Here is a 20,774-nt window from a genome sequence, read left to right on the forward strand (position 1 = left end):
ACTTTACTAATGTGCATTTCCGTTATATCATATTGGATATAACGGAATTAAATTAAAAGCGGGAGAGATGTTGTATGCCATCAGTAGAAAGCTTTGAATTAGATCATACGATTGTAAAGGCACCTTATGTAAGACATTGCGGAGTTCACAATGTAGGTAGTGACGGTATTGTAAATAAATTTGATATTCGTTTCTGTCAACCGAATAAACAAGCAATGAAACCAGATGTTATTCATACGTTAGAGCATTTATTAGCATTTAATTTACGTAAATATATTGATCGTTATCCGCATTTTGATATTATCGATATTTCACCGATGGGCTGCCAAACAGGATATTATCTTGTAGTGAGCGGAACGCCGACAGTTCGAGAAATCATTGATTTATTAGAACTAACATTAAAAGATGCGGTTCAAATTACAGAAATTCCGGCTGCAAATGAAACGCAATGTGGTCAAGCGAAGCTTCACGACTTAGAAGGAGCACAACGCTTAATGAACTTCTGGTTAAGCCAAGATAAAGATGAACTTGAGAAAGTTTTTGGATAAAAAGAAAAACTGCCTGTGAAAGGGCAGTTTTTTTATTGTGCTAAGAGCGGCCATACTCTTCTTTTTTATGAAAATATATTAGATACTCCAACATATAAAACAAAGGCAGAACAGAGAAAATAAATAAATGCTTTCGTTTTTTGCTGCTGCTTTATTTCATCGATTCCAAAAAGGATACACATAATACTTAAAAGGATGAACACGTAAGGTAAAAGAATAGTGAAGTTTGCAAAGAAGCTAAATAGGGCGAGAGAAAGAGCGATAGTGGCGATTATAATTCGAATGTTTTTTAACATGGAATCCCCCTTAGTAGAAAGACATAGTTACTGAGAGAAAATAATTATAAATGCTAAATTGGTCAAAATTTCATTCTACATGTAGTGAAAGTAGTTCGATATTAAGAAGAAGAATATAAGACCAGAAACGAAAAAATACGGGATACTCATTGATTTTCGTCCGGATTTTAATTCATTAATTCCTAGAAGAATAAAGGAACAACTGAGAATAAATTGTAAGTATGGAAGAAGTGAAAAATTATCGGTAACATGGACATAAGTGCTTAAAGTGAGTAAGAGAAGCATGAGAAATGCTAAAAAAATCCGTAATATAGTTAGAGTTAGCATTGTATGGCCTCCTTTAGACCATTTACTAGAATATTTCTGTGAAACCAATAAATAAAGCAGCGGCTCCTGCTAGTAGAGCGAGCAGACTACCTCCTGTTTGTCGTTTTAATATTTCCTCTAAACTTATGGTGAGGGCCATACCTCCTAAAAAGATGAACATATAAGGCATTATTTCTCTACTACCAGTAAAAAATCCATAGGTTGCTATACATAAGGCAATAAGTGATAAAGTAATCCGGACTCCTTTTAGCATAAAAGACCGCCTCTATTTTATGTAGGTAATAATGAGAACAATCCAAATGAAGGCACCAGCAATAATACAAATAAGTCCAGTTGCTAATTCCTTTTTCTTTATTTGTTCAAATGCGATGAGAAACATTAAAACCCCTAATAGAAATTATGAAAGAGGTACAAATTTATTTTGACCTGTATATAATCCAATTGCCGACATAACGATCACAGTGAGGGCGATTGTGATGCGGAGTATACGAAGCATATTATGAATCCTCCTTATTCTTTTTTGTATAAGGATTATCTTCTAGTTTATCGACGGAATGTTTATAAGCATAGCCTTTATTAATTGTCATGATGGAGAGTACGAGGATGATTAGGACGATGATAATACCGATAATTAATATTTTGAACATAAAACCCCTCCTTTTCTTTATTTTACATAATTTTGTAATTGATGAAAACAATAGAAATTAAAAGGATGAAAGAAGGGTATTACATGGATACGAAAAAAACATATTATATATCAATAGGAAACGGTCAAATTTCACAAGTGAAGACGGCGGATACTTATAATTTTGAGATTTCCGCAAATGATGAAGAAATTACGGAATTAAGAGAGCACTTCGATCAAGCATATGTAGAAGATTTAGGGTCATTTGTACGCTCCCACGTTCCATTTGTTGAGTATCATCACGATTCAAATAATGACCGATATGATGAACAACTACAAAAAGCATATAAAATGATTTATGATTTAGGAAATCATGAGACGAAAGAATTAGTCGCGCAAATGGGAATAATCAATGGATTGTAATTGGATAATATTATGCAGAAAAGCGAGAATATGCTACAATTTGTGGTAGGAAAAACTTGTAACCATCAATAGGGGAGTAATGGCATGTACAAATTTAAAGATTATTACCACAACACTGTACAATTATCGTTTGAACGTTATCCATTTTCTCCTGAGCCAAAGCATGTTTGGGTTGTATGCCGGTACGGGGATCAATGGTTATTAACGCATCATTTACGTCGCGGTCTTGAATTTCCAGGTGGTAAAGTAGAACTAGGGGAAACACCGGAAGAAGCGGCAGTTCGAGAGGTTCATGAAGAAACCGGCGGCATAGTTTCTGATTTAACTTACTTAGGACAATACAAAGTATCTGGAAAAGACAAAATAATCATTAAAAACATTTATTTTGCAACAATTAGTGCGGTAGAAGAACATACGCATTACGAAGAAACGAAAGGGTCTGTTTTATTAAAAGACATTCCTGACAACATTAAAACGAATAGAAAATTTAGCTTTATAATGCGCGATGACGTATTAGCGCGTACGATGAAACATATAGAAGAAATCGGCTGTTTTACGAAGTAAAGTAGCCGGTTTCTTTTTTTGTATGTAAGAATAAATGTAAATATATCTTTATATTATTTTGGGTATATTATACAATTTTGTAAAGATATATTTACATTTTAGGAGGGGAAAGATGGATAAAAGAAACGACTGTTACTGTTTCGATGGTTAAATTAAACTTTTCTTTATTTTTTATAATAATTGCTTTGTCGTTTGGAATTGGTTATTTGCATATATTTCTTTCAGGTGGGGGCGGATTAAAGTTTCACTTTATCTCCACCTCTAAAAACGAAAGCACCTCCAACAAATCATCTACGATACGTGAATGCTTAAAATTCCCCCAAAACGAATCTTTTTTCCAAACACCAAGAATCCCTACTTGTTCAGAACCAAGCACATCGTTTTCTGGATGATCTCCAACATAAAGACATTCTTCTGCCTTCACATCTAGTCTTTGCAAAGCACGTTCGAAAATTTCAGGATGAGGTTTTTTAATTCCTTCAGCTTCCGAAACGAGAATGGCGTTTGTATACGTATGTATATGTAGTGCTCGAAGGTTGCTCATCTGAAATTCAGTAAAACCATTTGTAATAATACCAATTTTAATGTTTCGCTGTTTTAACTGTTGAAGTAGTTCATGCGTGTTTTTGAAAGGAATACAATGATGTTGGAAGTTTGTAATATAGTCGTGTAGTAGTTGCTCTTGCGTTAAAGTAGTAATGTTGTATTCGGAAAGGAGAGTAGCATATACTTTATCCTTCCACGTATAGCCATTATTATCGAGTTCAAGAAATCGAGAACAATACTCTGATTTCTCTATGCTCTTCAAATGTGAGGCGAAGCGATTATATTGCTCACAAATAAATTGTTCTAAAGATTGGCGCCGATCTAATAGTGTTCCATCTAAGTCGAATAAGATTGCACGAATCATGGGAAGCCTCCTTGCAGTTTTTATAATTAATTATCGCATATTCGCAAAAAAATGATTATGATATTTTGTAGAATGGAATAATGGGGGATTGTATGAAGAAACTGTATGGCAAGTTAGTATGTTGTATTATAGCAAGCAGTTTAGTTGCAGGATGCGAGAGTGCTATCGAGGTTACGAAAGAAAAAGAAATTTGTAAAACAGAAGAAGAGTGCACGCAAATAGGAGATAAAACATTACAAAAAGTATATAAAAAGATAGAGGGACTTTCAGAACTTGAAAAAGTAGAGGATTATGACATAGAAGAGTATGAAAGTATGAATATGAAAGAGGCGGAACAGAAAAAAGAAGAGGATGACAATTACTTCTTTTTAGCTTCTTATTATATCGATGATGATGAAATTGTAGATCCTTATTTTGAGAAATTGGATCGTAAGAGATTGAATAAAGTTTTTGCAGATGACGAAGTAGCAAAAGATGATTTGTTAAGCCAGCGACAAGATAGAGAGTAGCATGAAACGTTATGGGACATGTATCGCACTCTCATTCCAGTGAAATATCGTGAGAATATAACAGGGTTTGATCTAATAACGGATGGTTATGACGGCGTTGTTGCCCATGTCATGCCAAGTATGGATGACCCGAGAGATTGGTTGCTTAGTTTAGACGTGCTCGATTCTGGGGTGAATATAGATGAAGTGATGAAAACATTAATTCATGAAACGGCTCACGTATTAACGATTGGGCATAAACAAGTACCAGTGGATAGGAAATATTTAGAGGCGTTTGATGAAGAGAAAGACATTTCATCATATCGAAATAAATGTAACACGGTGTTCTTGAAAAATGGATGTGCGAGAAAAACTTCGTATATTAACCAATTTTATAATGAATTTTGGAAACCAATTGAGCAAGAGTGGACAGAAAAGAAAGTAGAAGAAAGTGAAGAGGCACAAATTGAATTTTATAAAGAAAAGCATGATGATTTTGTATCGCTGTATGGAACAACAAATGTAACGGAGGATATCGCAGATACATTTACAGCGTTCATTTTACAAGATTCAAAAAAGGTGAAAGAAGGAACAGAGTTAAAATATAAAAAAATTGCTTTCTTCTATCAGTTCCCTGAGCTTGTAAAAATGAGAGCGGAAGTGCTGTCGGGATTATATGATGTTTCAAAAACGATAGAACAACAAAGTGGAGACTAATGTGAGTTATGCTTTCGATATAGTTTCGTTAAAGAAAAGCGTGAAGAATTTTTAATTCTTTGCGTTTTTTTATGTTGATAAAATTGAAAATTCTGTATTTTTATTAAAAAGAAGAAGGAACTTGCGGTATAAAATAGAATTAGTATAAAAATGTCACAATTTAGACACAATTATAATGCGCGTGTTGTAGGGACTATAAGTTTACTCTCGAGGAGGTAATGAAACGTATGAAAACGATTCTTGCTGTTGCTGGTCTCATTTGGGTAATGTCTCACGGTTTTCCGATTTTTGAAGGGGAGCAAATTCGTAGTGCTTTGAATGAAAAGTTTAATGATTATCATGTGATAGATCGAAAAGATAATGTCGTTACAGTACGTGTGAAAGACTGTTTCCATACAGTTACGGTTGCGGATGGAAACATTACAAATGAAACGAAAATGTGTGATAAAAGGTAAAAGAAAGAAGCTGACTATAGCGCACTGTTTTGAGTCAGCTTCTTTTTCTTTTTCCAATTAGAATTTTTTCAAATGCCTCAACAAATACATACATAAGAGTTGCAAGAACACATGTGAGTAGTACGCTAAGTAAGACGAGTGTGAAGTTAAAGACTTGGAATCCGTAGCTAATTAAGTAGCCAAGTCCTTGTTTGGAAACGAGAAGTTCTCCGAAAATAACACCGACCCAGGATAAACCAACATTTACTTTTAACGTTGAGATAATTGCTGGAAAGGATGCAGGGAGAACGACTTGCTTATAACATTGCCATTTATTTGCGCCAAATGTGTCCATCACTTTTATATAGTTAGAATCGACTTCTTGAAATGCACTGTAAATAACGAGAATGGTAATGATGATGGAAATGATTACTCCCATTGCGATAGAAGATGAAATGTTTGGACCGAAAATAACGATGATGATTGGACCGAGTGCAACTTTTGGCATTGCATTTAGAACGACGAGGTAAGGATCAAGTATGCGGGCTAGAAGTGGCATCCACCAAAGAAACGTGGCAATAATAGCACCGAGTACCGTTCCGAGAATGAAGCCTACTCCTGTTTCCAGCAATGTCGTCCATATGTGGGCCCAAAGTGAACCGTCGATCCATTTCGTTAAGAAGAGGTCCCAAATACTCGAAGGAGAACTAAAGAGTAAAGGATCGATCCATTCTTTTTTGCTAGCTATTTCCCATAGTGCAAAGAAAAGAATAAGTAGTAAAAGCTGTAATGAGCGAGCAATCCAAGCACGCCTGCGTTCTTTCTTTCGAAATTGTTCATGTAGTTGTTTTATATTATCCAAGTCGTTCCAGCTCCTTCCATATATCTTGAAAGAGGGCTGGGAAATCGTAGTGATGGCGTGCTTCTAACGGTGATAAAGAACGGATACTTTCCGGGACGATAAAGGTTTTTGCGATTTTTCCAGGATTCGCTTGAAGTAAATAAATACGATCACTCATCGCAATCGCCTCTTCAATATCGTGAGTAACAAGTAGTGATGTTTTCTTATATTTATTTAGTAAGTTGAAAACGAGTTCTTCTAGTTTTAATTTCGTTTGATAATCGAGTGCGGAGAATGGTTCATCTAGTAATAAAATTTTCGGATCAGTTGCTAACGTTCGAACGAGAGCAGCACGTTGACGCATACCGCCGGATAGTTCACTAGGATATTGTCCTTCTATCCCATGTAGACCGACTTGTTTTAAAAGATTTAAAGTATGTTCTTTCATCTGTTCATCATAAATCTTTCGAATATGAAGTCCAAGCATAATATTTTCTTCAATCGTTTTCCACGGGAATAAGTAATCTTGCTGCAACATATATCCCATAGATGAAGTTTTCGTTGTAATTGGTTCACCATCTAAAAAGACGATACCATCAATTGGATCAAGTAGTCCAGCAATGATTGAGAGGAGCGTTGTTTTACCGCAACCACTTGGGCCGAGTATAGAAATAAATTCGCCTTCTTCCACTTGTAAGCTCATATCTTCAAGAACAAGTTTGGCATTCTCTTTTGCGAAAAAACAGTGAGAAACGTTACGTATTTGTAAAAAACTCATACACTTCGCCTCTATTTCTTAATAACGCTTTCGGCAATTTTTGTATTGACGAGCGCTTCATGTGGGACTTCTTTTTGTAATTCACCAGCGTCTTTCATAATCGTTTGGAGCTGTTTCCATTCTTCCGCATCTAGTAGTGGATTTGTCGCATAAGAATGTTGTTTTTTATACCGTTCAATTACTTTTACTGTAATGTCTTTCGAAGTGTCTTTAAATAGCGGAGAAACAGCAGCAGCAATCTCTTCTGGACTATGTGTATCAACCCATTGCTGTGCTTTATAGAGCGCACGTGTGAACTTTTCAGCAGCAGCTTTATCTTTCTTTAAGAAACTTTCTTTTGCCATGAACGTTGTATAAGGAACAGTACCAGATTCATTTCCGAATGAAGCGACGATATAACCTTTACCTTCTTTTTCGAATATGCTTGCAGTCGGTTCAAAGAGCTGCACAAACTCTCCTGTACCAGATGCAAAGGCATTTGCAATATTAGCAAATTCGATATTTTGAATTAAGTTTGTATCTTTCCGAGGATCGATGCCATTTTTCTTTAAAACGTATTCCCCAACCATTTGCGGCATGCCGCCTTTACGCTGTCCTAAAAATGTAACACCTTTTACGTCATTCCAATTAAAAGAGTCTAGTTTTTTACGTGAAACTAAAAATGTCCCATCTGTTTGTGTAAGCTGTGCAAAGTTAATGACAGGATCTTTCGCTCCTTGTTGATGAACGTAAATAGACGTTTCAGAACCGACGAGAGCAATATCAATTCCGCCAGATAATAGGGCGGTCATCGTTTTATCGCCACCAGCTGTTGTTTGTAGGTCAATATTTAGTCCTTCATCTTTAAAAAATCCTTTTTCAATCCCGACATATAATGGGGCATAGAAGAGAGAATGGGTAACTTCGCCGACGCGAATGTTTTGAGTTTGTTCTTTCGTACTTTCTTTTTTACTACTACAAGCAGCAAAAGTAAAAACAGCTAGTAACATGATGCAAAAAATCGCGATTAATTTTTTCACTATATAACACCTCCTAGAAGTCACTCTACAAGCATGATATGTAGGTAAGTGCCCATATGTGAGTGTAGATAGCAGGAATTTTTTGGGTGGTAAAGAAGTACAAATATAAGGGGTGATAAAATGGAGTACGAATACGATGATAGCGTACATTTACATCTTGATTATTTCGGGACAGAATGTGATATGGAATCGATTGCTTATAAGAGGAAGAATGAAGACGTATGGGATGTGTATTTTAATTTTGGAGTATACGGTATTCAGAAAGACGATGTAGAGTTAGGTAGGTTTATGGACGAATATGCCGGTTATTACGTTTTTTCTGTACATGCTCGCGATCTTAGTTGGGAATTTGGAAGTGCCCAGTTTGAAGAGTGGGTTTTGAAAAATCGGATAGTAGAAAAAACGCTACAAAAATAGGAGGAATTTTGTGATTGGATTTCTCATCTTATTATTTATTTTTGTGGCCGGATTTTTTATTATGCAAATGCTTATTTACCGATTTACAAAGAAAAACATCTATAAATATACAAAAATAAAATGGTTTCATATGTGGCTACATATGAATATGAAAAAAGGACCGAGATTAGATTTTTTTGATTTTGTAGTTATAGTGCTCGTATGTATCGTATGGAAAATATGGCTGCTTCCTTTTATATAATACACATACTAATCATTTTCTCTTTTCGTTATAGTAATAGTTGTAAAAAACTTGCATTTATACGTAAAACAGTGAGTGGTGTTGTGAAAGATATTTTGACAAATACAGACACACATACATACGGAATTAAAGTGTGATTACAGAATGGACAAATTGGCCGTGTGTAAAGTGTGGGGGAATAAGAAAGAGGTCGTCCAACGGTGGACGACCTCTTTCTTATTATGCTTGATTAGTGCGGAAGAATGGAAGCTTCTGCACAATGTGAATTAATCCGTATGCAAGAATTAAGCACATAAGAGGATTAATGAAAAATCCATAGCGATTAATTGCTAAGAATAAGTTTGAGAAGATAATGTAAATAATTGAACTTGCTACTAGCATCATAACGCGTTTATGTTTAAATGAATTTAGCATGAAGCAGAAGCTGCTCAAGAATGTACCGATGGTAAACACTCTATGACATAGTTGCATAAAGTTGTGAATACGATATTGGTCTACAGCAGGAGCTGTTTTGAATAATTCAATTGTTTTACCGACAGTGAACCAAGAGAACCAATAAGTGAAGTCCGTCTTAAATCCGTTCTTAATTAATTCTTTTGCGTATGCACCTTTGTCATCTAAGCCTTTAGCTCTCATTTCATTTACTATATTTTCATATCCAATTTTATTAAATGGATCTGCACCGGCAATTAGTGGATCTGCACCTTGGGTTGAGAATAAAATAAATTGGTTGAGTGCTAAGTAGTTACGAACAACCCATGCGCCAATAATAAAGAAAGGTCCGATAAACCATAACAATCCGATTCGAATGGATTCTTTAAATCCATATGTAAATAACACAACAAGAACAGGAATAAGCATCATTGGAGCTGGATTTGGACGGAACATAAGTAAAATTGAAACGACAATTCCAAACCATATATGGAATTTCACTTTATTGTATTTCCATGCGAGAACAAATACATATACACATAACGCCAATAAGAATATGGATGGAACTTCTGTTAGCAATGTACGGAAGTATGTATAGTTACTTGGATAAATAGCATATAAAATACTTGCAACAATTCCATAAATGTTTTTTTCGAACAATTCTTTTCCTATTAAGAATACTAATAGCACTGTGCAAAGGTTCATGATCATGTTAATAACAGTTGCTACGTAATAGTAAGGAATTGATGTAATATCAGAAATAATCATAGCGCCAGCTAATAGTAATGGCTGACCTGGTGTAATATATGCATTTTTCCCTGGAACTTCACTAGGTTCTAAATACACATAACCAAATACACCATGTTTTAATAGTTGTTCAGCTGTTAACGAATAGTTAAAGGCATCATTTGCACCATATGTTACTTTGACTAACTCTCCATCTAATCCTGGCTGTTTTACTAAACAAAAAACGTGCAACAGGAAAGAAAGCGCCAAAATTGCATATACCGCTTTAGGCAAACTCTTAAACTTAGTAAGCAAAAATGAGCAACTCCTTTTTTATTAATTCTTTCGTATTTTTATGTGAAATCTTTAATAGTATTAAGGATTTCCAAAACATAGTTATTATATCATAAAGTGGAATGCTGAAATTAAGTTTTTCAAGAATGAGTAATTTGTATACCACAATTTAACTGTTGATTAAGGGAATATTAAGACAATACATTTATAGTAGAAGCAAGTATGCAGACGAAATATGTAATATATGTTATTTTAATAGAAATAGTTCTTTCGATGCGGGGGAAATTAAGACATAGAAACGAGGGAATGAATTGAAGTATGGTTCTACACTTTTTCATCTTCCAAAAAGAAATATATTAATTTCTAGCATTATAAGTAGTATGGTGACTTTATTAGTAATAACTATGCTGTTTATGATTTTAAAGGTTTTTAATTTAGACATGATGAAAGATCATTTAAATCAAAAGCTTGTTTTAAGTGTTATGATGATTTTCATATGGGGCATAACGTTTTATATTACGCATTTCAATAAAAAAGAGATGTCTATACTTAGAGCATCCCTGCGAGTGCATTTTATATTACTTTTATTAGCTCATACAGTAGCGTTATTTTATATTGTCATGCAAGTTAATATGAGTTTCATAGAGGCAATGAATTGGGTTTACTTTTATAATATGCAGTTTATATTAAGTTTTGTAGTAATTTATGCAATATATATTCTTGTATATAATTTAATAGGTAAGGTTTTTCTAAGTATGGTTTTAACGAGCTGTACGTTAGTCATTTTATGTATTGTGAATTATTTGAAGCTTATTTTCAGAGGTGATCCGTTATATCCTTCTGATTTCACACAAATTACGCATATGCAATCTGTTATACCGATGGTGATGGACTATTTTAGTTGGAGTTATATTTTTGTCATTATCGTAAGTATCGTAGCTTGTATTGTAGCAGGGATATATATGAGAAGGTATATTCAAAATGTAAAGATTCATCTAGGAATAAGAGCCTTATTAGTAGTAGGATCTATTTTTGTTCTATATGCGTACGGTAATTTTGCGAATACATTTATGAATAAAGTATTTCAAAAATCAGGTGTAGATTTTGTTTTGTGGAATCAAAATGAGAACTACGCTTCAAATGGTTTTGTACTTGGGTTTATTAGCAATTTAGATACAACAGTTATGGAAAAACCAAAAAATTATTCTAAAGAAAATATGCTTCAAATAGCAAACGATATAAAAAAACAATATAGTGGAAATATAGGGAATCAAAAGAAAAAAGAGAAACCGAATATTATTTTTGTAATGAGTGAATCGTTTTGGGATCCGACGAAAGTAACCAACCTTTCTTTTAGTGAAGATCCTGTACCAAATTTGCATCATTATATAGAAAACTTTCCTGGGGGACAAACTATTTCTCCTACATTTGGGGGAAATACAGCGAACGTTGAATTTGAGGCATTAACAAGTTATTCAATGAGTTTGTTAAAGCCAGGTTCTATACCATATCAGCAGGTTATTACAAATAAGAAAGAAGTTCCATCAATCCCTACGGCGTTGAAAAAAGAAGGTTATTATACAAGTGCAATTCATTCATTTGGTCGCACATTCTTTAAACGTGACGATGTATATAAGGTGTTAGGATTTGATAAGTTTAATGCAGAGGACACGATGGAAAATGTAGATATTGATGGAGATTATATTAGTGATTTAGCGATGAGTAAAGAGATAATTGCTGAGTTAGAGGAACAAAAACAGCCAACATTTATTCATGCAGTTACGATGCAAAATCATTTTCCATTTACAGAAGGCCGATTTGGTGAAAACCTAATAGAAATTAGCGGTCTAGAAAATGAAGAATCAAAAGGAGAATTAGAGACGTATACAGAAGGATTAAGACGTTCAGATGAGGCACTTCAATATTTAATAGAGCAACTAGATAATTTAGATAGACCTACATTATTAGTATTCTTTGGAGATCATCTTCCATCATTAGGAACAAATAAATCTTTTTATAAAGAAAACGGGTATATAACGAATGAAAAAACACCGAGTGAACGTTTAGCGATGGCGCAAACGCCGCTATTAATGTATGCAAACTTTGATATGCCAAATGATAATATAGGTTTAGTAAGCCCAATTCATTTTTCTAATCTTATTTTTGATTATGCAGGATTAAATAAATCCTTATTTTATCAATTTTTATCGGAACTTTACAAGGAAATACCAGTGCTTAGAGATGAATTAAAAGTTGATAAAAATGGAGAAGTAATCAATGATTTAACAAAGAAACAAAACGAAATGTTAGAGCAATATAAAATGCTTCAATATGATTTACTCGTTGGAAATCAATATAGTAAAGATATCCTCTTTAAATAAAAGAAACAAAAAGAACTTGTATAACGATACAAGTTCTTTTTTCATAGTATTTAACGGGGTAACCAGACAAGCTGGGTTTAGGGAGTATTACTTGTACATTTAGTATATATGAAAATGTAATCGTTTTATTCGTGTATTTGTGAGAAATGTGTGAATTTTATGTTTTATAAAAACGATTATGTTAACTTTCATTCTTATATTGCAGTTGTTATGTTTGTAAAAATTTTATCAGTTCTTTATTTAATTCATCCGCTTGATCGATTGGTGAACCATGACCACTATTTGTAAGAGCATGTAACTGAGAATTTTTAATTCGTTGTTGTGTAAGTTCAGCACTTTTGTAAGGAATTAGTTGGTCGTGAACGCCGTGGAAGATTTTTGTTGGGACGTTAATTTTATTTAAATCTTTCGTTACATCTTCATTTGCAGCTGCTTGTAAAATTTTGATAAGGGCATAAGAAGCGGACTGCATACCGAGATAAGAAAACCATTCAAGGGTTGCAGCCCCTAAGTTTCTATTGAAAAAGGATAAAGATACGTCATTTAAAAATTTTGGTAAATTAGCATACATTTGATTAATGAGAGCATCTGCTTGTTCTTTCGGTACACCGTAAGGGGACTCTTGATTTTTAACGAAAGAGGGGGAGACAGCGTCAATTAATGCGAGCTTAGAAATGCGGCGCCCATTATAGCGAGACATATAGCGAATAGAAAGAGCACCACCAACTGAGAAACCGACTAATGTAGCGTTCTCTACTTGAAGTGCTTCCAGAACAATTGCGATATCATCGGCTAATCGATCATACGTGTAACCAGTCCATGGCTTATCAGATTGCTCATTCCCTCGTATATCCATGGCAATACAGCGAAAGCCATGCTCTGGTAAAACATTGAGTTGATATTGATACATTTGATGATTTAAAGGCCATCCGTGAACGAAGAAAACAGTCTTACTACCTGGACCAGGATTAACGTCTTGCACAAAAATATGCACATCTTTCTCGACAGTAACAAACATAAATGTCCCCCTATTCTATGAATATGTTCTATCCCAAAAGCGTTGTTTTGTTATAGCTTTAATAAATTCATTTGCTAGTCGCGTAGGGTCTTATTCTATTAAAAAAACAGGTTTTCCTTCGATATTTAAAGATTGAATAATAGAAGAGCAGTTTTGGAAGGAGCCAATCGGCTTAAAGCGATTATATGATTCTACGAAAAATGAACTTGCTTTGTTAAGAGAATGATCCTCCATCTTTCCGCCGATAAGAAGTAATCCATCATAAAGGAGTGGTGAGCCTGTTAAGAAAGTATCATTTCCCTGCACTATGCCTAATCGTTCGGAAACGATCACTGGCAGTTAAAGAGTTTTCATCTCTTTTCCTTCATTTTCACGCATGAAAGATTGGAGTTGTTCGGTCTTTTTATTTTTTTGCCATACATAAAAAACACCTCCCATAATATACGTATTATTGTTTACATTTTTTATGCTTGTATATAGCATGAAGGTATTGCATCGTTGGGATGATTTTCCTCAAATGTTCGATTTATCTTTGTTTGTCTATGAAAATCATTTATTATAATAAATGGTATTCTTTGAGATGTTATTTTGAAGGGGTGTTGAAGTGAAAGAAAGTTTTCTATCATATAAAGAAGAAGAAAGGAATGCAAAAATCCTTTTATGGGTGTTATATGTCATTGTTATTGTATATCAAATTTTCTATGCAATCGTATTAGAAGATAAATCAATAATGGATAAGGGATACAACATAATATGGCAAGTTATTTGCGGAGTAGCAATACTATGCGTGAATATATATTTACTGAAAAAAGAGAAGGCAAACCTTGTTAAATATGCATGGATATTTGCATACATAGGGATAGAAATCGCTAATATAGTTTCGTATATTTTTTATAATAAGGCGGCGTTTGATGCGACAAATATAATAGAAATTATTCTCATTTTCTTTGTACCCATATTTTTAAATAAAAAATTTTATGTGTTTTTGCTTTCCTCTATTTTAGGAAAATATTTAATTTATTTATTTGTATTAGAGGAAATAAAAGCATTTATGTTCCTTATTATGTGTACGCTTATGTTAATAGCTGCATATATCATTTTAAATCGATTTTTACAATATCTTTCAGCTGTAAAGGAAAGTATTGCGATTGCTAGTGAATCACAAAAATTAGCAGTAATCGGAAAAATGGCAGCGACTGTTGGACATGAAATTAAAAATCCACTGGCTTCATTAAAAGGATTTACGCAATTACAACGAGAGAAGCATGAAGAGGATCCTATTTATAAACGTATGATTTTTGAAATAGAAAATATGAATAATATGATAAGTGAGTTGATGGAAGTTGCTACATGCAAACCTTCTATTTATAAGAAACATGATGTAGGAAAAATTGTATTACAAGTAATAACAAGTCTTCGCGGAAAAATGAATGAATTAAACGTGCAGTTTATTTCTAATGTGGAAGAAAAAACAATAGAAGTTGAATGTGATGAACGAAAAATAAGAGGAGTCTTTTTATATACGATAAAAAATGCTTTAGAGGCAATGGAACAAGGTGGCATATTACATTTACAATTAGAGAATAAAGGGAAAGAATATGTAATAATCAGCGTAATCGATAATGGTCATGGTATTAAGCAAGAAAACTTAACCCGTGTTACAGAAGCCTTTTATACAACGAAACAAGATAAAATTGGTCTGGGACTTACGGTAGCGAATCGAATTGTCGCCGAGCACCTTGGTGAGCTGCATATTTCAAGTGAAAGAGATACTGGAACGAGAATAGACATCATTCTCCCAAGGAAGTGTGGAAATACTGAAATCCAAGTGGAAGAAAAGCTAGGAGTTACCATATGAATAAAGGCTATATATTTAAAAATGAAGAAATAAAGGCATTGAAAGTATTTTTAAGTTTATTTTTTATTATATTTTTTGTGTATGATCTTGCCTATGAATTTATCGTACCTTTAATCGCGGGAGAGCAAGAAGGCGTAGGAAAGTTTGAAGATGGTTTAGGTTTATGGCTTTACCTTTTGACGGTAGTATTGTTTTGCATTGGAATATACTTTATGAAATGGAAGAATGTTTTTGTGGTAAAGTATATTATTCTAATTGGCTATAATGTATTAGATTGTATCCATAACATTATGATTTATTATGGTAGCGATGCGGAATTTGACGGTGGAAATATAGTAGAAGTATTTTTTATTTTGTTCGCACCAATCTTTGTGAACAAAAGATATTTCTGGTTAGTTCCAGCGATACTTGTCGGGAAGTACGCTCTTACAGGAATCATTATTCAATCTTCTCTCGTTTTAATCCCAATGGCATTATATAGTGTATTTACTATTATATGTTGGATTATATTTTTGAGGGTTCAGTCTTACGTTCGTACGCTTGAGATGATGGACAAAGAAATAAAACAGACAGAAAAACTAGCAGCTGTTGGAAAAATGGCAACGGTTATTGGTTATAAGATTAGAAGACCTTTAGCAAACTTAAAAAAACTTGTGAATAAACAGGCAGACAAGCATCCAGAGGATAAAATTTATAGTGATATTATGAAACAAGAAGTAGATCGGATTCATATAATTGCTACAGAACTTAGTGGATTTGAGAAATCTAAATCACTAGAATCAGAAACTCATAACATACAAGAAATTATCTCTTATGTTATTCGAGTTATGGAAAAGCCTGCTTTAAAACAAGGAGTCCACATACAAGGTATTTACAGTAAAGACTTACCGTCCATTACATGTGATGAAAAACGATTAAAACAGGTCTTTTTTAATTTAATCAAAAATGCAATTGAAGCAATGTCAGTTGGGGGAACAATTACGATTAAAGTTACTGTAAAAGATGGAATCATCGTTCAAGTGAAAGATGAGGGATGTGGTATTCCGAAAGATAAAATTCCAAAGTTAAATGAAGCCTTTTATACAACGAAAGAAACAGGAACTGGTCTAGGTTTAGTAGTTACAGAAAAAATTATTAAAGACCACAATGGTAAAATGAGTTTTGAAAGTGAAGTTGGGGTTGGAACAACGGTTGAGGTTATGTTACCACTGCATTAAATAGAAAAAACATCACTTATTTGGAAGTAATGTTTTTGTGTTCTTCTTAGGTAGACGTTCTAAAAAAGAGGACTATAACGAAAAATAATATATTGATAGTGTAAAAAGAAAATAATGGATGTTTTACTATGAAAAATATATAATGGCTTTGTCTGTTATTTGTTGTAGTTCATTTATATTTCTATTTGTTGACCCGAATCTCGGGTCTTTTTTTATGAAATGAATTGCTATATGTCAGTGATTAGAAAAATAGAATATATATTCATGCTGTAATACTGGTAGCACCAGTAAACTCGGTGCTACCAGTAGGTTCGTTTTCCGGCACAACGAAAGCATTTACGTTGGTACAGGTGGTGCTTTCACATTTCTCTATTTTTCTGTGGGCGATTGTATTGTGTATATAAATTTAAAAAATGATAGCGTTAGAGCCACCATTTCTCCTGCGGAAGCAAAATAACATCCACATCAAAATTTTCTTTAAACCAATCATACATCAATGTCTCTTTCACTAAATATTCAGAGGCAGAGTGTGACACACCAATTAGAGACATATTCGTTTCTTTTACATAATCCATAATGAGCGAGTATTTATGTCGGCCGTAATCATTGTCGATATGGCAATGGATTTCTCCTGTAATATATGCTTCAGCACCTTTTTCTTCTGCTTCCTTCATTAAAGATACAACATCGCCACACCCAGCGATAATTGCGATTTTTTTAATGGAATCATGTCGTTTACCTTCGAAGTCTGTGTAAGGAATCTGGAAGAGTTGTTTTAGATGTTTTTGGAGTGCTTCTGTTGATGTTTCATCTATTTCACAAATAAGGCCAATTGGTTCTTGTTCTGGACCTCCATATGCAAAGTCGTCCACTACAGTAGCGTTTAATGCTTTTGCAATTGAAATACTCGTTCCATGCGTTTGATGAAAATCCATTGGTACGTGACATGTATATATAGAAAGTTGTTTTTCTTTTATTCCTTGCAAATATTTTTCGGGAATTGGTATGAAACCGCGACCTGATCTTCCAAGCGGATCACCACACTCCATTACAAGGGGATGGTGCATAAAGAGTAAATCACCAGATGTGGATTGTGAAATGAATGTTTCAAGAACGTCATCTGTAGGGAATACAGCTAAAAATACTTTGTTTACATTTTCAGATCCGTGCATCATAAGGCCGTTAAATAAATCTACAAAATTTGCGTCGAAAAATTGTTGCCAAGGAAATTTGATAGGATCATATACGGCTGGGATAAATCGACTAAAGGCACTATCTTTTCCGTATTTTTCAATTTGGAATAAGTGATTGAGTGATTGCTCTATTTTTTTTAAGGCTGGCATGTTTGATAATCCTCCTTAAGATGATTCTTGCTTTATGAGTTGTTTGTATTCTTCGTAGTAAAATAAGAAGCGGATAGGTAACAAATAAAACCTAGAATCCAGCCGATAGAATGAGAATAGGGAAGTACATGCTGTAACAGTATTCCGCTAGAAATGAAGAAACTACCCAATAGACCCTAATAACATAGGATATCGTTGTAGTTTGAACACGGATAGTAAACCTCCTTTCTTCTGCATGAACTATTCATAAAAGCTCGATTGCTGAAACTTTATCACATACATTGTATATTAGTCTTAATTTTCTGTATATAACTTTTAAGAAAAATGGTGATACAATATATGAATGATAAGAGAAGAGAGGATGAAGATTAACGTATGTACGTTACTGTAACAGAAGCAGCATATAAAAAGATTATGGATACGATTCCAAGTGAAGCGAAATATATAAAGTTATTTTACGATAATGAAGGTTGCGGTTGTGTTATGAGCGGAATTATCGATTTAGTAGCTGTAGCAGAGAAAGATGAGCGCGATGTGGATATTGAATCAAGCACAATGAACTTTATCGCTGATCGTACAAAGCTTGTATTTATGGATGATAAGTTAACTGTTGATTGGCATGAAGGTGGAGGAACTTTTCAGTTAAAGAGCCCAAGCCAGTTTTATAATCCAAATATGAAGTTACACGTTCGAATATAGTAAAGGAAAGGTGATTCCAAAATGTATTTTGGAATCACCTTTTTTATTTTATAAGTCGCTATTATTGTCGATTTTTGTCGATAAGTCGATATATTTGGGAAATCGCCGATATAAATGGAGTTGCGCTGATATATTCAGAAAATCGCCGATATAAATGGAGTTGCGCCGATATATTCAGAAAATCGTCGATATAATTTCATTTACCAAAACGTTTCATATAATAAAAAGATTTTTTCACATAATGAAATGTACATATGATTGAATTTTCTGTATAATCTTCTTTGCGGAGGGGATACGCATGAGAAGATGGGGAATTGAGTTGTTAATTTTGAGTGTTGTTATTATTTGGGGGATTAACTATACAATTGCGAAGTATGGACTTTTAGAATTTACAGCAATTGAGTTTACTGCACTTCGCATGATGGCGGCGGCACCGCTTCTGTTACTCCTTACCTTTTTTATTGAGAAGTCGGTTTATATGGAGCGAAAGGATATACCTAGATTAATTATCGTTAGCATTGTAGGTATTGTACTGTATCAAACGTTATTTATGGAAACTGTCAAATATACATCTGCTACAAATGCCTCTTTACTCATTTCTATTTCACCTATTTTTACAACTGCATTTGCGATTTTCTTGAAACAAGAAAAGTTTTCTTCTCGAAAGTTAATCGGTTCTATGACTGCCTTTGTTGGTGCAGCATTAGTTTTAGTAGCAGGACATTCGCTTACTAGTTCTTTTTATGGCAATGGAATTGGACTTATTACATCAATATGCTGGGGACTTTATCCTGTTTTAGCAGGACCATTAATTAAAAAATATTCAGCATTACGTGTTACAGCATGGTCTGCATTAGTCGGTGCGATTCCGCTATTATTGTTAAGTGGTCCACATGTGTTTGTCATGCCATTTCACATTACTCACGAAATGACACTATTTGCTTTACTATATTCTATTTTCTTTGTAACAGTATTTGGTCTAGTAATGTGGTATGTTGGTGTTCAAAAAATTGGGGCGTCACATACGATGGTATATATGTATATAACGCCGCTTGTAGCGGTTCTATTTGCAGCTGTCTGGGCAAATGAATATGTATCGTTTCAACAAATCATCGGTGGAATTATCATTTTTGTTGGTCTATGGTTTGTGAAATCGGAGAAAGTAAAAGTTCATTCTATTGCAGGGGAACCTATATCAAAATAGGAAAACAGATCACCTATGATCTGCTTTCCTATTTTTTTATTTTTGGTAAGAAGATGAGAAATAAGATAGCAGTAATAAGTGGAATTAAGTTTAAAAATGGAATACGGAAGAGTGTAATAAGAATAATATCTGGAAGAAGAACACCGAGGACAGCGTAAAAAATGCTATGGTTTTTCGTGTACCAATACAATGAAAGTCCAATAAGTGCAGGGATAATGATGTGAATGAGAGCCATTAAAAAATAAATCATTAGACGCCCCCTTTATTTGTGTGCTTATTACATCATATCCGTATGTTCATAGATTGATATCATTTTTTTCATAAATGGACGAAAAAAGTTTGAAAAACCGTCACAAAATATGAGGATATGATGTTTGAAATCTTGTATAATATTATTTCACTCAAATTAAAAACAACATAAACATACTGTTTATGTTGTTTTTAATTTGAGTGAAATAGATGTAAGGAATATGAATTTGAAAGAAATTTTTTGTTGGATAGATAAGAACGAATGAAGAGAGGTACAGCATGATTAGTATGTCACTAAGATCATTTAAAATCCAATCGTATTATATACTAGGTATTTTGTTACTAGGATGGATGTTAACACCGTTTTCAGCACACTTTTTAGGTGCTGGAATTGGGCTTATTGTAAGTATGTATTGCGTTTGGCTTTTAGGGAGAAGAATTGAGAAGCTTGGAGATAGTATTGTAAAGAAGACGAAAGCACCGACACTCGGTATGTTTAACCGTTTTGCAGCTGCCATTTTGGGTGCTATTATTATGTACGAAATTGAGCACCACATGGTTATGTGGGCATTTGCAGTAGGGATTATGGGTGGTTATTTCTTAATCGTTGTTAATTTAGGATACTATAGCATGAAAGATGAGAAAGAATTAAAAAGATAAAAAGCTAAAAGACTTCTTTTTAGATGGGATAGATGATCCAGCCACGGATAGAAGCGGTCGGGGAC

The 20,774-nt window shown here is 33.9% G+C and carries 23 protein-coding genes and 5 pseudogenes; 15 read left to right on the forward strand and 13 right to left on the reverse strand.

All coding sequences use genetic code 11. The annotated features are described in order from the left end of the window. Window positions 1–74: 74 nt before the first annotated feature. On the forward strand, window positions 75–548 hold the full coding sequence (gene luxS / locus MR169_RS06600) for an S-ribosylhomocysteine lyase LuxS (protein ID WP_001141371.1): 474 nt from the start codon (window positions 75–77) through the stop codon (window positions 546–548). A 65-nt stretch (window positions 549–613) separates the two neighbouring features. Here luxS and MR169_RS06605 read toward each other — a convergent pair whose 3' ends face one another. The 4 genes and pseudogenes from MR169_RS06605 to ytzI all read right to left on the reverse strand — a co-directional run bounded on the left by MR169_RS06605 (window position 614) and on the right by ytzI (window position 1,818). Continuing rightward, the gene (locus tag MR169_RS06605; protein ID WP_000916676.1) at window positions 614–844 is read right to left on the reverse strand and encodes a YczI family protein; all 231 of its coding nucleotides are present in this window, start codon (window positions 842–844) and stop codon (window positions 614–616) included. Window positions 845–1,196: 352 nt separating this feature from the next. Beyond that, window positions 1,197–1,424, reverse strand: coding sequence for a DUF3953 domain-containing protein (locus tag MR169_RS06610; protein WP_000912057.1), 228 nt, complete (start codon window positions 1,422–1,424; stop codon window positions 1,197–1,199). Window positions 1,425–1,436: 12 nt separating this feature from the next. Beyond that, window positions 1,437–1,667: pseudogene (locus MR169_RS06615) on the reverse strand (DUF3953 domain-containing protein). Window position 1,668: 1 nt separating this feature from the next. Continuing rightward, window positions 1,669–1,818, reverse strand: coding sequence for a YtzI protein (ytzI, locus tag MR169_RS06620; protein WP_000472790.1), 150 nt, complete (start codon window positions 1,816–1,818; stop codon window positions 1,669–1,671). An 83-nt stretch (window positions 1,819–1,901) separates the two neighbouring features. Between ytzI and MR169_RS06625 the strand changes: the two genes are divergently transcribed. The 3 genes and pseudogenes from MR169_RS06625 to MR169_RS06635 all read left to right on the forward strand — a co-directional run. Then, window positions 1,902–2,219, forward strand: a complete 318-nt coding sequence (locus MR169_RS06625) for a hypothetical protein (RefSeq protein WP_000379942.1) — start codon at window positions 1,902–1,904, stop codon at window positions 2,217–2,219. An 84-nt stretch (window positions 2,220–2,303) separates the two neighbouring features. Then, window positions 2,304–2,783 carry an antimutator 8-oxo-(dGTP/GTP)ase gene (gene mutTA / locus MR169_RS06630; RefSeq protein ID WP_000276385.1) on the forward strand — a complete coding sequence of 160 codons (480 nt, stop codon included), beginning with the start codon at window positions 2,304–2,306 and terminating at the stop codon, window positions 2,781–2,783. Between the two features lie 143 nt (window positions 2,784–2,926). Beyond that, window positions 2,927–3,013, forward strand: a pseudogene (locus tag MR169_RS06635) (DUF3267 domain-containing protein); the annotation flags it as partial. Window positions 3,014–3,027: 14 nt separating this feature from the next. Here MR169_RS06635 and MR169_RS06640 read toward each other — a convergent pair. Next, window positions 3,028–3,693 (reverse strand): HAD family hydrolase, encoded by a 666-nt coding sequence (locus MR169_RS06640; RefSeq protein ID WP_000617248.1) that lies wholly within the window; start codon window positions 3,691–3,693, stop codon window positions 3,028–3,030. 92 nt (window positions 3,694–3,785) lie between these two features. Here MR169_RS06640 and MR169_RS06645 point away from each other — a divergent pair. Both MR169_RS06645 and MR169_RS06650 read left to right on the forward strand, forming a co-directional pair. Continuing rightward, a pseudogene (locus MR169_RS06645) lies at window positions 3,786–4,898 on the forward strand (recombinase family protein). Window positions 4,899–5,125: 227 nt separating this feature from the next. Then, the gene (locus MR169_RS06650; RefSeq protein ID WP_000849112.1) at window positions 5,126–5,353 is read left to right on the forward strand and encodes a hypothetical protein; all 228 of its coding nucleotides are present in this window, start codon (window positions 5,126–5,128) and stop codon (window positions 5,351–5,353) included. 34 nt (window positions 5,354–5,387) lie between these two features. On the opposite strand, the gene MR169_RS06655 is transcribed toward MR169_RS06650, so the two are convergent. Genes MR169_RS06655 through MR169_RS06665 form a run of 3 tightly spaced genes read right to left on the reverse strand, consistent with a single transcriptional unit; the run spans window position 5,388 to window position 7,970 of the window. Further along, the gene (locus MR169_RS06655) at window positions 5,388–6,194 is read right to left on the reverse strand and encodes an ABC transporter permease (RefSeq protein WP_000368768.1); all 807 of its coding nucleotides are present in this window, start codon (window positions 6,192–6,194) and stop codon (window positions 5,388–5,390) included. Further along, on the reverse strand, window positions 6,187–6,951 hold the full coding sequence (locus tag MR169_RS06660; protein WP_000009060.1) for an ABC transporter ATP-binding protein: 765 nt from the start codon (window positions 6,949–6,951) through the stop codon (window positions 6,187–6,189). Before MR169_RS06660 ends, MR169_RS06655 begins: the two co-directional genes overlap by 8 nt. Before the next feature lie 11 nt (window positions 6,952–6,962). Then, on the reverse strand, window positions 6,963–7,970 hold the full coding sequence (locus MR169_RS06665; protein ID WP_000733149.1) for an ABC transporter substrate-binding protein: 1,008 nt from the start codon (window positions 7,968–7,970) through the stop codon (window positions 6,963–6,965). Between the two features lie 120 nt (window positions 7,971–8,090). On the opposite strand from MR169_RS06665, the gene MR169_RS06670 reads away from it, so the two are divergent. The 3 genes and pseudogenes from MR169_RS06670 to MR169_RS06680 form a co-directional block, all read left to right on the forward strand. After that, the gene (locus MR169_RS06670) at window positions 8,091–8,387 is read left to right on the forward strand and encodes a DUF3986 family protein (protein WP_000455580.1); all 297 of its coding nucleotides are present in this window, start codon (window positions 8,091–8,093) and stop codon (window positions 8,385–8,387) included. Between the two features lie 10 nt (window positions 8,388–8,397). Then, window positions 8,398–8,628: a hypothetical protein gene (locus MR169_RS06675; RefSeq protein WP_000578984.1), complete on the forward strand. Its 231-nt coding sequence runs from the start codon at window positions 8,398–8,400 to the stop codon at window positions 8,626–8,628. 65 nt (window positions 8,629–8,693) lie between these two features. Further along, a pseudogene (locus MR169_RS06680) lies at window positions 8,694–8,765 on the forward strand (DUF2196 domain-containing protein); the annotation flags it as partial. 82 nt (window positions 8,766–8,847) lie between these two features. On the opposite strand, the gene MR169_RS06685 reads toward MR169_RS06680, so the two are convergent. Then, window positions 8,848–10,101: a glycosyltransferase family 39 protein gene (locus MR169_RS06685; protein ID WP_242319144.1), complete on the reverse strand. Its 1,254-nt coding sequence runs from the start codon at window positions 10,099–10,101 to the stop codon at window positions 8,848–8,850. A gap of 290 nt (window positions 10,102–10,391) precedes the next feature. Between MR169_RS06685 and MR169_RS06690 the strand changes: the two genes are divergently transcribed. Then, window positions 10,392–12,461 carry an LTA synthase family protein gene (locus tag MR169_RS06690; RefSeq protein ID WP_242319145.1) on the forward strand — a complete coding sequence of 690 codons (2,070 nt, stop codon included), beginning with the start codon at window positions 10,392–10,394 and terminating at the stop codon, window positions 12,459–12,461. Between the two features lie 208 nt (window positions 12,462–12,669). On the opposite strand, the gene MR169_RS06695 is transcribed toward MR169_RS06690, so the two are convergent. Then, window positions 12,670–13,479 (reverse strand): alpha/beta fold hydrolase, encoded by an 810-nt coding sequence (locus MR169_RS06695; protein WP_242319146.1) that lies wholly within the window; start codon window positions 13,477–13,479, stop codon window positions 12,670–12,672. Between the two features lie 15 nt (window positions 13,480–13,494). Further along, window positions 13,495–13,815 (reverse strand): annotated as a pseudogene (locus tag MR169_RS06700) (type 1 glutamine amidotransferase family protein); the annotation flags it as partial. 268 nt (window positions 13,816–14,083) lie between these two features. On the opposite strand from MR169_RS06700, the gene MR169_RS06705 reads away from it, so the two are divergent. Together MR169_RS06705 and MR169_RS06710 are read left to right on the forward strand one after the other, a co-directional pair. Next, window positions 14,084–15,337 (forward strand): ATP-binding protein, encoded by a 1,254-nt coding sequence (locus MR169_RS06705; RefSeq protein WP_000664886.1) that lies wholly within the window; start codon window positions 14,084–14,086, stop codon window positions 15,335–15,337. Further along, complete coding sequence (locus MR169_RS06710) at window positions 15,334–16,554, forward strand: ATP-binding protein (protein WP_001032638.1); 1,221 nt, start codon at window positions 15,334–15,336, stop codon at window positions 16,552–16,554. Before MR169_RS06705 ends, MR169_RS06710 begins: the two co-directional genes overlap by 4 nt. Before the next feature lie 422 nt (window positions 16,555–16,976). Here MR169_RS06710 and MR169_RS06715 read toward each other — a convergent pair whose 3' ends face one another. Beyond that, the gene (locus tag MR169_RS06715) at window positions 16,977–17,897 is read right to left on the reverse strand and encodes a Nif3-like dinuclear metal center hexameric protein (protein WP_001111131.1); all 921 of its coding nucleotides are present in this window, start codon (window positions 17,895–17,897) and stop codon (window positions 16,977–16,979) included. A gap of 375 nt (window positions 17,898–18,272) precedes the next feature. Between MR169_RS06715 and MR169_RS06720 the strand changes: the two genes are divergently transcribed. Together MR169_RS06720 and MR169_RS06725 are read left to right on the forward strand one after the other, a co-directional pair. Beyond that, window positions 18,273–18,596: an iron-sulfur cluster biosynthesis family protein gene (locus MR169_RS06720; RefSeq protein WP_000289569.1), complete on the forward strand. Its 324-nt coding sequence runs from the start codon at window positions 18,273–18,275 to the stop codon at window positions 18,594–18,596. Between the two features lie 298 nt (window positions 18,597–18,894). Continuing rightward, a complete protein-coding gene (locus MR169_RS06725) occupies window positions 18,895–19,800 on the forward strand; it encodes a DMT family transporter (RefSeq protein WP_001255413.1) in 906 nt (301 codons plus the stop codon). A gap of 28 nt (window positions 19,801–19,828) precedes the next feature. Here the strand turns inward: MR169_RS06725 and MR169_RS06730 are convergent, their stop codons facing one another. Then, window positions 19,829–20,050 (reverse strand): hypothetical protein, encoded by a 222-nt coding sequence (locus MR169_RS06730; RefSeq protein ID WP_242319147.1) that lies wholly within the window; start codon window positions 20,048–20,050, stop codon window positions 19,829–19,831. A 278-nt stretch (window positions 20,051–20,328) separates the two neighbouring features. Here MR169_RS06730 and MR169_RS06735 point away from each other — a divergent pair, with 278 nt between their 5' ends. After that, entirely contained in the window at window positions 20,329–20,709 is a 381-nt protein-coding gene (locus MR169_RS06735) for an ATP synthase subunit I (RefSeq protein WP_016118766.1), read from the forward strand. The last annotated feature ends 65 nt before the right edge of the window (window positions 20,710–20,774 follow it).

The sequence above is a fragment of the Bacillus cereus group sp. BfR-BA-01349 genome (assembly GCF_022663795.1).
Taxonomy (GTDB): Bacteria; Bacillota; Bacilli; order Bacillales; family Bacillaceae_G; genus Bacillus_A; species Bacillus_A cereus.